Source organism: Psychrobacter maritimus (assembly GCF_904846345.1).
Classification (GTDB): Bacteria; Pseudomonadota; Gammaproteobacteria; order Pseudomonadales; family Moraxellaceae; genus Psychrobacter; species Psychrobacter maritimus.
On sequence record NZ_CAJHAJ010000001.1, the window covers coordinates 357129 to 369755 of the forward strand.

The 12627-nt window shown below is 43.9% G+C and carries 11 protein-coding genes; 9 read left to right on the forward strand and 2 right to left on the reverse strand.

What is annotated here, in order from left to right; translation table 11 throughout:
* Window positions 1–30: 30 nt before the first annotated feature.
* Window positions 31–2139, reverse strand: coding sequence for a TonB-dependent receptor domain-containing protein (locus JMX50_RS01395; protein WP_201628152.1), 2109 nt, complete (start codon window positions 2137–2139; stop codon window positions 31–33).
* A gap of 727 nt (window positions 2140–2866) precedes the next feature.
* On the opposite strand from JMX50_RS01395, the gene JMX50_RS01400 reads away from it, so the two are divergent.
* Window positions 2867–4300, forward strand: coding sequence for a nucleobase:cation symporter-2 family protein (locus tag JMX50_RS01400; protein ID WP_201628153.1), 1434 nt, complete (start codon window positions 2867–2869; stop codon window positions 4298–4300).
* 163 nt (window positions 4301–4463) lie between these two features.
* Here the strand turns inward: JMX50_RS01400 and JMX50_RS01405 are convergent, their stop codons facing one another.
* Window positions 4464–5213 carry a TetR/AcrR family transcriptional regulator gene (locus tag JMX50_RS01405; protein ID WP_201628154.1) on the reverse strand — a complete coding sequence of 250 codons (750 nt, stop codon included), beginning with the start codon at window positions 5211–5213 and terminating at the stop codon, window positions 4464–4466.
* A gap of 318 nt (window positions 5214–5531) precedes the next feature.
* Here JMX50_RS01405 and uraD point away from each other — a divergent pair, with 318 nt between their 5' ends.
* The 8 genes from uraD (at window position 5532) to JMX50_RS01445 (ending at window position 12615) form a co-directional block, all read left to right on the forward strand.
* The gene (gene uraD / locus JMX50_RS01410; RefSeq protein WP_201628155.1) at window positions 5532–6053 is read left to right on the forward strand and encodes a 2-oxo-4-hydroxy-4-carboxy-5-ureidoimidazoline decarboxylase; all 522 of its coding nucleotides are present in this window, start codon (window positions 5532–5534) and stop codon (window positions 6051–6053) included.
* A 43-nt stretch (window positions 6054–6096) separates the two neighbouring features.
* Window positions 6097–6465, forward strand: a complete 369-nt coding sequence (gene uraH / locus JMX50_RS01415) for a hydroxyisourate hydrolase (RefSeq protein WP_201628156.1) — start codon at window positions 6097–6099, stop codon at window positions 6463–6465.
* A gap of 66 nt (window positions 6466–6531) precedes the next feature.
* Complete coding sequence (locus tag JMX50_RS01420; protein WP_201628157.1) at window positions 6532–7890, forward strand: urate hydroxylase PuuD; 1359 nt, start codon at window positions 6532–6534, stop codon at window positions 7888–7890.
* A gap of 71 nt (window positions 7891–7961) precedes the next feature.
* Entirely contained in the window at window positions 7962–8942 is a 981-nt protein-coding gene (gene puuE / locus JMX50_RS01425; protein WP_201628158.1) for an allantoinase PuuE, read from the forward strand.
* A gap of 94 nt (window positions 8943–9036) precedes the next feature.
* On the forward strand, window positions 9037–9873 hold the full coding sequence (locus tag JMX50_RS01430) for a bifunctional allantoicase/(S)-ureidoglycine aminohydrolase (protein ID WP_201628159.1): 837 nt from the start codon (window positions 9037–9039) through the stop codon (window positions 9871–9873).
* A gap of 152 nt (window positions 9874–10025) precedes the next feature.
* A complete protein-coding gene (locus tag JMX50_RS01435; protein WP_201628160.1) occupies window positions 10026–10547 on the forward strand; it encodes an ureidoglycolate lyase in 522 nt (173 codons plus the stop codon).
* Window positions 10548–10818: 271 nt separating this feature from the next.
* Window positions 10819–11124, forward strand: a complete 306-nt coding sequence (locus JMX50_RS01440) for a Trp family transcriptional regulator (protein ID WP_201628161.1) — start codon at window positions 10819–10821, stop codon at window positions 11122–11124.
* A 72-nt stretch (window positions 11125–11196) separates the two neighbouring features.
* A complete protein-coding gene (locus JMX50_RS01445) occupies window positions 11197–12615 on the forward strand; it encodes an anthranilate synthase component I family protein (RefSeq protein ID WP_201628162.1) in 1419 nt (472 codons plus the stop codon).
* Window positions 12616–12627 lie beyond the last annotated feature (12 nt).

Here is a 12627-nt window from a genome sequence, read left to right on the forward strand (position 1 = left end):
CTTTTTTGCTATTAGAAAATAAATGCAGGCTTAAAACTGATAGGTTAATGAAGCTTTGATATTACGACCCGGCTCAAAGTCGGTGCGTAAAGTACCATCGTCAGGGCTTGGCGCCACGATACGTGAAGCATGACTGGCATAGGTTTCGTCAAAGATATTGTAGACCCCAACCGTCGCTTTTAAACCGTCTACTTGTTTTGGCGAATAACTCATAAAAATATCATGGACGTCATAGCTCGGTTTTTCGATATCATCACCACCCGTATTTGGCGTCACTGAGGCAACATAGGTACTGCGCCAGCCAAGCTCGGTGGTGTCCGTTGGCTCATAAGCCAAATTGACCATGTATTTATCGCCAGAATCAGAGCTGCTGCCTGTCACTGAAGAAATGCTATGACCGCTGTCGTCACCTTTACTACGGGCATGAGCGTAGCTTAAACCCATACTAAAATTATCCATCTTATAGTCAGCGGCAAGCTCAACACCTTTAATTTTATAGTCTTCGTCTTTATTAATCGCACCTTGGCAGCTACCGCCTAACTGACCTGTTGTACAATCTAAACCAATACGACTACCGCCAGAACGTACAAATTCAATATAATTTTCGATATTGGTTTCAAAGTATTTCGCACTTAATTGCAGCGCGTCATCAGTAGTGGTCAAACCACGTAAGGTGCTGACAATACCAATCTCTGCGTTATCGCCTTCTTCTGCCTTTAAGTCATTGTTAACAAAGGTTCCAGCACCATCTTGGTTAAAAATCGCTTGGCTTAAATCTGGACCATTAAATAACTGCGTATAGCTGGCAAATAATTGCGTACGCGGGGCAATCTCATAGCTAGCAGCCAAGCCACCGACGACATTATTATAAGTTTTACCACCAGCGACGAACTCTGGAGATTCATAACGGTCATAGCGTACGCCCGGCGTTAAGCTAAATTTGCCCATTTGCCATTGGTCTTCTAGATAAACTGAGGTATTTTTTGCCTCATCGTTACCCGTCTTAGCAGCGTCACGTGCCATTTCAGACTCTTTTTTATAATACTCAACCCCAGCGATAAGCGTATGAGTACCTGAGATACCCTCAACGATACTCTTATCAATCACACTGGTATTCTGAATTTTACCGCCTGTTGTTTTAACGCCTGCTTCCCAGTCATAACCAGGATTTACCGTATAATCAGTATCTCTTGAAATCCGAGTTTTGGTTTGATAAACATTGCTATCAATATCAATCAATTTATTAACGGGATTGTAAGTATAGTCTAGCCCATACGTATCGCGTTTTACTTTCTGCGGTAGTATCTCATTCCAGCTACCCACGCCTGGACTGGCAGGGAAATCGGGGCGTAATGGGAATCTCCCTTCGTTTTCCGTACTGCTAAAGCTGGCGCCTACATGATGATCATCGCCGATATAGACACCGGCTTTTAATAGGATATTCTCACCCTTGCTGTCTTCAGTTTGAATTTTACGGCCTTCACCGTCTTCACCAGCTTCGGCATCACGCTTCCCATAATAGGCAAGCAAATCCACGTTCTCAGTTGGTGCGGCAAATACTGTCGCTGACGTCAGTAGCTCATCATTATTGCTGGCATAACCTGCATGAAGCTTGGCACCTATCTTTTGGCCAGGTTTGAGTAAATCTGCGGCATCAACGGTTTTAAATGCCACCGCGCCGCCAAGCGCATCATTACCGAGCGTCACGGAGTTGTTACCCACCGAGACATCTGCTTGTTTTAGCAAGTCAGGGTCAATCGTCAAATCGCCCATATGATAAAACATCTTGCCCTGTTGGCGCGCGCCATCAATCGTGACTTTTAAATTGGTATCATCAAGACCACGGATGCGCACGCGCTGATTGACTGATGAGGTGCCGCCGACGGTGACACCAGGTACCACATTTAATACATCACTTAAATGGTTGGCCTGAGCGGCGGGCGTATAGTCTTCAATATAAACGCCATCTTCTTGTACCCTTTCACGTGCTGAGCTATTGGCAGTCACGGTGATGGTTTGTAAGGTGGTACTAGGCAATTCCTCTGCCGCCATTGCCATCTGTGACCATAAAACGGCTGAAACCGCCATGGATAAGACCGTTAGTTGATTAGAAAACGTTGCTGACTTAACTTCACGCATAACACACTCACTTTACTTACTATTAGGATTGAAGGAATTAAGAGCCACTTTTGAGAATTTATTTAAGAATTTTTTTATAAAGCTTATTTGAGGCTTTGCTCTACAACGACTGCTCTACTACTGCGCTAAAAAAATCTGTATCACCTATAAACTTGTCATACTTATTAATACACAACGCGTATTGCGAATCACATCGGTAGTGTTAATGATAATGATTAGCATTTAAATTATGACAGGCATAATAACGAAGTATTAACAATTTGGCAATAAATAATGTGAGAAATTCACTTCAATGATTAGGTTGTAAATGTAAGCATGCAATTAAGACTTGCTATCCATTTCCTATAAACAATTGATAATCTCAGGGTTTTTAGCCAGAGAGCTTGGACTGTGCGCTTTTAAACCATCATTATTGCGATATAAATAAATCTACGAGTATGAAAAAAAACGTTGCAATAGCAGAGCCTTTCACTATACCCTTAGATAGCTGACCAATTAGTCAGGTTTTTATTACAATGATTGGCAATCTTGATAAATAATGGTTAGGTATGATTATTTATTAGCACAAGGATAAGTGCGATTTTCTGTTGGCGATTGGCTTTTGAATAAATAAGCAATATGAATTGCTCTAGCGATGACATTATTTTTGTCGACTCTAGGTAGTTATGATATTGCTGAGTAAATGCCGCAGAGATTGGACTAAAAGTCACTTCAGGAGGAAGCCAAGATGAGTGAGCACACTCAAGGGAACCGCGATTTATTATATGGTTTGCACGATCGCCCCGCCCCTGCAAAAGCCTTTTTAGGCGCAACCCAACACGTACTTGCGAGCTTTGTCGGTATCATTACGCCATCACTAATTATAGGCGGCGTACTAGGTTTAGGAGAACACATCCCCTACCTCATCAGTATGTCTTTGATGGTATCAGGGGTTGCGACCTTTATTCAGACCCACAAAGTTGGACCCGTAGGCTCTGGATTGATGGCGCTACAGGGTACCAGTTTTGGTTTTTTAGCGGCGGTATTGGCAGCAGGTTTTGTGGTAAAAAACAAAGGCGGTAGTGCAGAGGAAATTCTCTCTGTGATTTTTGGGGTCTCGTTTCTCGGAGCATTCGTCGAGATTTTCTTAAGCCAATTTATTACCAAGCTTAAATCCTTGATGAGCCCTATCGTGACGGGTTGCGTGATTGTCACTATCGGACTTTCATTGACTAAAGTAGGTCTGACCGATTTGGCAGGCGGCGTCGGAGCAGAGAACTTTGGGAGTATGCAAAACCTATTGCTCGGTGGTGGTGTACTGGTCAGCGTGGTGTTAATCAGTATTATTGACAATAAAGTTATTCGCTCAAGTGCCATCTTTATTGGGTTAATGCTAGGCTTGATTGCCGCGATGTTTATGGGACGTATTGATTTCTCATTGGTCGCTGAAGCCCCAATCTTTACCCTACCTGTTCCTTTTAAATTCGGCTTTGGCTTTGAGTGGCAAGCGTTTATCCCCATTGCTTTTATGTATATTATTACCAGTATTGAAACCTCAGGGGATTTGACGGCGACCTCGATGATTTCAGGCGAACCCATTAAAGGCCCGCTATATGAAAAACGTATCAAAGGTGGGGTGTTAGGCGACGGGGTTAACTCGCTGATAGCGGCGGTATTCAATACCTTCCCAGTGACGACCTTTAGCCAAAATAATGGTGTCATTCAGATGACCGGCATTGCTAGCCGATATGTCGGCTTTTATGTAGGTGCTATCTTATTTACCATGGGCATGTTCCCTATCCTCGGCGCAATTTTTACGCAATTGCCAAAGCCAGTCGTTGGCGGTGTAACGCTGCTGATGTTTGCCACCGTTGCCACTGCTGGTATTCGTATCCTATCGACAGTCGAGTTTACCCACCGTAATATTTTAATCATTGCAACATCACTAGGCTTATCAATGGGTGTGGCCTTTGTGCCGGATGTATTCGCCCAAACGCCCCAGTTATTCCGCAATATCTTTGGTTCTGCGGTGACGATGTCAGGTATCGTTGCTATCGCTCTCGATATGATTTTGCCAAAAAATTACGGCGTCGAGTTTGATGAGCCAGAGCAACATGCTGATGAAAAGCTAACGCCTGTTCGTGAAATGTCTGAGAGCGCTATTGAAGGTCAGATATTATAGTTGTCATAACAGATATCATAATTGTTATAAAATGCCATTGAGCGCAGTGAGAGATTTTTTCTGCTTTTCAATCACTGCCTTAACGATAAAGTCGTCATAACGCTCTATCGTTAAGGCGATTTTCTGTATGTACCTTTTTACTTTGAATGGACTATATAAGATATTAAAGCCCGCAACCACGCAAAATAAATGGCACTAAAAAATCAGCAGCACGCGCTTCATCTTGCTTATCGTATTTATCCTTACCCATTAAACCGACGATTTCTGTCTCAAACTCGGCATAGCGTTGCGTCGTGGCCCAAATCAAAATTAATAATTGTAATGGATCACTAACACCAATCTTGCCTTGTTCATACCAAGTTTTCATGACCTGCGCCTTATCAACTGCCCATTCTTGCATCGTCGTTGACATAAAGTCGTGTAGGTGTGGCGCACCGCCAATGACTTCAAGCGCAAACAGCTTATGTTGGTTTGGGTGCGCAAATGCTTGATGCAGTTTCGTGCGCACAAATTTTTCGATCACTTCCTTGGGGTCACTCTCGACTGTCATGGTCACCAAGCCCTCATTCCACTCTTGGATGATAGAGTGCAGTACCGATTGGTAGAGATTCTTTTTATTTTTAAAATAGTAATGAATATTGGCTTTTGGCAGCTCAGCTCTATCGGCAATACCTTGCATCGTCGCACCGCGAAACCCTTGTAACACGAACTCTTCTTCTGCAGCTGCCAAAATGACAGCTTGATTGTGCGCGCGAATGTCTTGCTGATTGCGCTGGACATTTTGCTCTACAAGCACTTCTGAACTCTCTGGTGTATTAACGTCGTTATTGTGCGCCGTGTCTTTTCCAGTTGTAACACTTTTAGTCGTATCTTTTTTAGTTATAACACTTTTAATTGTATCGCTGGTGGCCATGATTAGTAACGCCTGTAATGATGTTCAATGAGTGGCGATGCGCCAATGTAGGTTTATATTTTAATAAAGCGTAAGGCTTATGGCCTGATTTTTATGAAATATATCTCACTAAAATAAATTATTTGCATAAAGCAGTTGACCAAATGGTCAGGTTTAAGGAGAATGGTTAATATTAAAGCAATTACTGATTGATGCATACCCATTTAGCATGAGATTTTTCATCAATAGATACTAATCAATAGATATTAGCATGCCGCTATACATCAATATCAGCTTATTCAGCCCTATGGATTGGGGACAAAGGAAAAGGATGCCACTGTGAAATTATCGCTACAGCAATTTAACCACCTAGCGCCAGCCGACGCGACCTCACACCTATTGACCTGTTGCACCAGTACAGCGTGGGCAAAAGAATTAGTCAGTAATCGTCCTTTCACTGATATAGATAACTTACTTACTAATAGTGACAACGCGTGGCAACAAGCACAATCCAACGAGGCCAATTTGCTCGAGGCCTTTGACGGCCACCCGCAAATCGGCAACGTCGACTCACTAAAAGAAAAATACCGCAACACTCAAGACAGTGCCGCGCATGAGCAATCAGGCGCAAATGATGCCGAGGATGAGGTGATTGCCGCCTTGGCGCAAGGCAATCAAGATTATCTGGATAAATTCGGCTTTATCTTTATCGTGTTTGCGACTGGCAAGAGCGCGCAGCAAATGCTGGATTTATTGTTAGCGCGTTTGCCAAACGATCGCGCTACTGAGCTGGTTAATGCCGCTGCTGAGCAAAATAAAATTACCCGTTTACGCTTACAAAAACTGCTGGGCGCCGCTTAATGTAAACGCTGCCTTACTGGTTCACTATATAAAAGGAATTATCATGTCAGGTACTCTCTCATCCCATATCTTAGATACCCATCTTGGCAAACCTGCCGCTGACATAGCGGTGACGCTACACCGCGTAAGCGCAAGCGGCGAGGCCTCATTATTAGCCAATGGCGTCACCAACGCTGATGGACGCGTGACACCAGACAGCTGGTCATTTAACCCTACTATTGATATTGCTGAATATCACTTAGATGTTGGTCGTTATACCTTAACCTTTGATACTCAAGCTTACTTTGATACACAAAACCTAACGGCTTTTTATCCGCAAGTAGTCATCGACTTTATCATAAGTGATAACGGTCACTATCATGTACCGCTGCTACTTAGCGCGCATGGCTATAGCACCTATCGCGGCTCGTAAAGGTATTACGTTATCGTTTAAAAGCACACTGGATGAAAGAACATTGGACAAAAGGACACTTGCCACATGGGCGCATATCTTCTCGATTGGGTAGCTTTATTTTTTCGCTGGTTTCACGTTATCGCTGGGATTGCATGGATTGGCGCGTCTTTCTATTTTGTTTGGTTGGATTTAAGCTTGCGAAAACCGCCACAGTGGAAAGCCGATAAAGGTATCTCGGGCGACTTATGGGCAGTACACGGCGGCGGCTTTTATGAGATTGCCAAATACAAGCTTGAACCTGAAGAGATGCCAAAGACCCTGCATTGGTTTAAATGGGAGGCTTATACCACGTGGCTGACTGGTATGGCGATGCTTGCTATCGTCTATTATGCCAATGCAACAGCTTACTTGATTGATCCCAGTAAAGTCGCTTTTGGTAGCAGTATCGGTGCCATATCAACCAGCTTATTATTCTTATTCGGTAGCTACTTTATTTATGAGGTGATTGTCCGTAGCCATTTAGGTAAAAACTCGTTTATTTTTAGCACCATTATTTTTATCTTATTAGTCATTGCTTGTTGGGGTTCTTATCAGTTGTTTAGTGACCGAGCCTCATTTATCCATATTGGTGCCATATTGGGTACAGTCATGGCCGGTAACGTCTTCTTCGGTATCATGCCCGCTCAGCGTGCGCTTGTAGACTGTGTTCGGCGCGGCGAAAAGCCGGGTAAAGAAGTCGCCGACTTAGCATTACAAGCAAAAAACCGCTCATTGATGAACAACTACTTTACCTTACCGCTTATCTTTACCATGATTAGTAACCACTATCCGATGATGTATTCTCATGCACACGGCTGGTTGGTATTGGTCTACGTCGGCATCATCACGGCGATTGTTCGCCATTACTTTAACCAAAAGCATTTAGACAATCATAAGCCGCGCTATTTGGTTATCCCTGCTGTTTTAACCGTTTTATTGATTATTTGGATGCGCCCAGCGCCAATCGAGCCGTTACCTGCTACTAGCGCTCCAGTCGCTGCCGCGCCTGCAGTAAATGACAGCACGCCACCAACGGCTGGCAATGACCTAGCAAGTAACGCGGTTAATTCTAATGCCAGCTCTAATGCCAGCTCTAATGCCAGCTCTGATGTTAAGTCTAATGAAAACGTTACCGCAGCAGCCGTTCCAGTGACGGCCTCAGCTGACGATGCCATCATGAATGTTGTGCATACGCGCTGTAGTACTTGTCATGCCGCGCAGCCAACTCAGCAAGGATTTGCAGCGCCGCCAGCAGGTATTATCATCCAAACACCGTCAGATATGAAAATCCATAAAGATAAAATCATTACGGCGGTGCAAACAGGCTATATGCCACTGGGTAATCTGACTCAATTGACTGATGCAGAACGCCAACAAATCGTTGCTTATACCTCAGGTTTGTAGCTTTAAATGTTAGTAGCTAATTAGCGATACTCACTCTTATGTTGCTTTAAGATATTTAGGATATATTTACAATGAATAAAAAAATAACCAGCGATTTTAATCACGATACCTATGCACGCGACCTAAAAGGCTATGCAGGCAATCCACCGCAAGCCAACTGGCCGGGCGGTGCAAAAATTGCTGTGCAGTTCGTTCTCAATATCGAAGAAGGTGCTGAGAACAGCGTTATTCATGGAGATGCAGAATCAGAGCGTTTTTTGTCCGATATCTTAGGCACACCCTCATTTAATAACCGTCATCAGTCTATCGAATCGGCTTTTGAGTACGGCAGCCGTGTCGGTGTGTGGCGGGTGCTTGATGTGTTTAAAGACTATGGCCTGCCTATTACTACCTTTACTTGTGCTGCAGCGGCTGAAAAGACACCGCATATTATTGAGCGCGTCTTAGAGGACGGTCACGAAGTCGCCAGTCACGGACTGCGCTGGATTACCTATCAATATATGTATCGTGAGACCGAGCGCGAGCATGTGCGCCGTGCTACTGAAATCTTTGAGCGGATGCTTGGTGGGCAGCCGCTAGGTTGGTACACAGGTCGTGATAGTCCCAACACCCGTGAGCTGGTCGCCGAGCAAGGTGGCTATATTTATGACTCCGACTCTTACGCTGATGAGCTGCCTTACTGGCTTAATGTTAAGGTAGAAAACGGTAATAAAATCGCTCGTAAGCCGCATCTGGTTATTCCCTATAGCCTTGAAACCAATGACATGCGCTTTTCATCAAGCCCGGGATTTACTCATGCCGAACCCTTTTATCAGTATCTAAAAGACAGCTTTGACACGCTTTATGAAGAAGGTCAGCACACGCCAAAAATGCTGACCATCGGTTTGCATTGCCGTATCATTGGCCGCGCTGGTCGCATCACCGCGCTTAAAAAGTTTTTAAAATATATTACGGACAAACCTGATGTTTGGATATGTCGCCGCGATGAGATTGCCAAGCACTGGTATGAAAACCATCCCGCCACGGCTGATAATACCGCTGACTGGATGTAATCTTAAATTCAGATGCTAAGTTCAGATAATAAGTTCAGACACCAATTTTAGACACCAGTTTATCGCGGCACAAAACCATTAAGGATTATTAACCATGTCAACAAAAAGCACTTATTATGCACCAACTGGCGGCTTGCCTCCGCAAACACAGCTACTATCCGATCGCGCTATCTTCACCGAAGCGTATGCGATTATCCCCAAACGTGTACTAACCGACATTGTTATTAGCTACCTGCCGTTTTGGGAAGGCATGCGCATGTGGGTGATTGCCCGCCCTTTAAGCGGTTTTGCAGAAACTTTCTCACAATATATCGTTGAAGTCGCACCAAATGGCGGCTCTCAAAAGCCTGAGCTGGATACCACAGCAGAAGCCGTATTATTTGTTGTTGAAGGTGCAATGGATATTACTATTGAAGGCGAAGCGCATCATCTTGAAGCGGGTGGCTATGTATTTTTACCACCGGCATGTAAGTGGACGCTGAAAAACAATAGCGACAAGCACGTTAAATTCCATTGGATTCGTAAAGCTTATCAGTTTGTAGACGGTATTGATGCGCCTGAACCTTTTGTCACCAGCGATCACGATGTTGCAGCGATTGAGATGCCCGGTACTAATGGTGTATGGGCAACCACCAGATTCACCGAGCAATCAGATATGCGTCACGATATGCATGTGAACATAGTCACTTTTCAACCCGGTGGCGTGATTCCATTTGATGAAACGCATGTTATGGAACATGGTTTGTATGTGCTAGAAGGTAAAGCGGTATATCACTTAAACGGTGAATGGGTAGAAGTTGAGGCGGGTGATTTTATGTGGCTGCGCGCGTTTTGCCCACAATCTTGTTACGCCGGCGGACCCGGTCCATTTAGATACTTACTATATAAAGACGTGAATAGACATATGCCATTTATTCGCCCAGAACGATAAGCAATCCGGAATAATAAATAGTATAAAAGCATAATCGTTAATGCGAATACGGGTCTAGGGTAAATTTACTGCTACTGCCAATTAAACGACCCTATCAATTAACTCACGTTACTAATTCAACTAACGTTACTAACCCTTATTAAGGTGAATTCATGAGTACTACAATCATAGCCAAACCTTTGACTAAAGCTGAGTTTGCGCCCTATGGTAAGGTTATTGAGCCGTATGATAAAGACGAAGAAACGCCTGAAAATTGTTATGAGATTAACAATGGCTACGCCAAGCGCCATCATGCTATCGCCGAGTCTAAGCTCGATGGTGGCAATGTCGGCATGAGTATTTTCTGTGCCAAAAAGCGCGAGTCTCCTATTGCCTTATCAGTAATGGAATATCACCCGTTTGGTACACAGGCTTTCTTTTCGATGAATGGTCAGGATTACATTGTCGTGGTTGCGCCTAAAGGCGAGCCGCCACAGTCTGCTGATGATTTGACTGTATTTTATGCCAAATCGCATCAAGGTGTGCAATATGACGCCAATGTTTGGCATCATCCCCTGCTCGCACTTGGTCGTGATTCTGACTTTTTAGTGATTGACCGTATCAACGGTGAAGGCAAAAACTGTTATGAGCTCGATATCAATGATTGGCGGGTACAAATTGAGCTTGCAGAATAGTAAGCTTAAGTATTAGCAGCTCATGTCTCAGCAATTTATATTAATAAGATATTAACGCTAACGTCATATTTAATAACGCTCTAATCGACACTGCCATTCAATGACTTTATCAAAAAAAATAGACAAGCCAGCTAATGGCGATTAGCTGGCTTGTTATGCTGAATAGCTCAAACTTAACACATTAAGTCAGATTACTTGTTTTTTATGTACTACTGTACTAGAATACTGAAACAACATACTGCTTACCTGACTATTATAAAGATTACATACTATGAGCACTAATCCCTATCACAGTTTATTAACTCATCTCGCAAATTGTAATGACAGTGCCGCTATTGAGCGGCTATTCAGTGCGTTATTGACCGATAAAGAGCAGCAAGAAATCGCCAATCGTATCCGTATTTTTGATTTGCTTGAACGCGGTGTGACCCAGCGTGAGATATCTGAGCAACTGGGTGTTGGTATCGCCACTGTCTCGCGCGGTGCTAAAGCAATGCAAGCACATGATGTGAGCGCTTTATTAAAGACTCATAGAGAAAGTACATCTATAAATAGCACACCTACTAAAGACGCTTAACTCGTTAAAAATTATGATGTTAATCCGCCTTATTTTTATTTGATAAATCATTGAACTATTTTGGACATTGTTATGACCTCTGCTACCTCCAAGCCTAACCAACCTGCTGCCATTGAAATTCCTAGTAAGCCACAGCGCATTAAACTCACGCAGGATATCGATTTTTTCGCATTATTTAAACGTATTGAGCGCGCTTTTGAGACCTGTTATTTACTCGAATCATTGGGTGAAGACGGTCATATGGCGCGCCATCATGCCATTGGCTTTGACCCCGTTATGACCATTGCCGCTATCGACCGTACAACTTTAGCGATTACTGATAATAAAACCGCTGAAACCAGTCATTATCAAACCGACAACCCTTACGAGCTATTGCGTAAAATTACCCCACAGCACGTTATTGCTCGCGATCAAAGCGGTGGACTGGTCGGCTATTTAGGCTATGACAGTGTCAATTTCTTTGAGCCAAGTCTCAATGCTAAAGCCAGTGACGACTTTGAACCCTTTAAATTTGGTGTCTATTTAGATGGTCTGACGCTTGATAAGATGACCGGTGAGATTTTCTATTTCTACTATCCGACCGCGCAGCAAGACAATCGTATCGAGCAAATCAAAGCCTTGCTAGATGCGCCCATTCCAAATTATGAGCCGCCCACCGTTGAGTTTTTGGGTGATGGTATGAGCCAAGAACAGCATGCCAAAGTCGTGATGCAAGTCAAAGAAGACATCATCTCTGGGCGGATCTTTCAGTGTGAGGTTGGCTTTAAGTCCAAATATCGCATTGTAGGCGACAAGATGCCGATTTATGAAAAGCTGCGCGCGGTCAATCCATCACCGCATATGTACTTTATGAAATTTGCTCAGCAATGCATCATTGGCGCCTCCCCTGAGCTACTGTTTCGCTTACGTCAAGGTGAAATGGAAACCTATCCTCTCGCAGGCACCGCCAAGCGCGGTGTCGATATCGCAGAAGACCGTAAGCTTGCTCGCGCTTTGCTAAACGATGCTAAAGAGATTGCCGAGCACAATATGCTCGTTGACCTGCATCGTAACGATATCGGTCGCGTCGCACGCTTTGGTACGGTAAAAGTACGTAGTTTAATGGATATCAAACGCTTCTCACACGTCCAACATATCTCCTCTGAAATCGTTGGGATTTTGCATCCTGATGAAGATATGTTTAGCGCGCTTGCCAGCAACTTCCCCGCTGGGACATTGTCAGGTGCGCCAAAAGTCGAAGCCATTAAAGTCATCAATGAGCTAGAGCCAGATGGTCGCGGTGCTTATGGCGGTGCGCTTGGGTCATTTAACTTTAATGGTGACTGTATTTTTGCCATTCCTATTCGCAGTCTATTTATCAACGGTGAGTCGGCTTATGCGCAAACCTGCGGCGGTAATGTCTACGACTCCAATCCTGCTGATGAATACTTAGAAATTCAGCGTAAGCTTTCTGCCATGAAAGTGGTCTTAGACAGCTTTATGACAGCCTAAACTCCCTATATT

Excerpts from the sequence above, each read along its gene's own strand:
- JMX50_RS01400 (WP_201628153.1), top strand. The coding sequence starts at position 2,867 with ATGAGTGAGCACACTCAAGGGAACCGCGATTTATTATATGGTTTGCAC.
- puuE (WP_201628158.1), top strand. The coding sequence starts at position 7,962 with ATGAATAAAAAAATAACCAGCGATTTTAATCACGATACCTATGCACGC.
- JMX50_RS01395 (WP_201628152.1), bottom strand. The coding sequence starts at position 2,139 with ATGCGTGAAGTTAAGTCAGCAACGTTTTCTAATCAACTAACGGTCTTA.
- JMX50_RS01445 (WP_201628162.1), top strand. The coding sequence starts at position 11,197 with ATGACCTCTGCTACCTCCAAGCCTAACCAACCTGCTGCCATTGAAATT.
- JMX50_RS01440 (WP_201628161.1), top strand. The coding sequence starts at position 10,819 with ATGAGCACTAATCCCTATCACAGTTTATTAACTCATCTCGCAAATTGT.
- JMX50_RS01420 (WP_201628157.1), top strand. The coding sequence starts at position 6,532 with ATGGGCGCATATCTTCTCGATTGGGTAGCTTTATTTTTTCGCTGGTTT.
- uraH (WP_201628156.1), top strand. The coding sequence starts at position 6,097 with ATGTCAGGTACTCTCTCATCCCATATCTTAGATACCCATCTTGGCAAA.
- JMX50_RS01405 (WP_201628154.1), bottom strand. The coding sequence starts at position 5,213 with ATGGCCACCAGCGATACAATTAAAAGTGTTATAACTAAAAAAGATACG.
- JMX50_RS01430 (WP_201628159.1), top strand. The coding sequence starts at position 9,037 with ATGTCAACAAAAAGCACTTATTATGCACCAACTGGCGGCTTGCCTCCG.
- JMX50_RS01435 (WP_201628160.1), top strand. The coding sequence starts at position 10,026 with ATGAGTACTACAATCATAGCCAAACCTTTGACTAAAGCTGAGTTTGCG.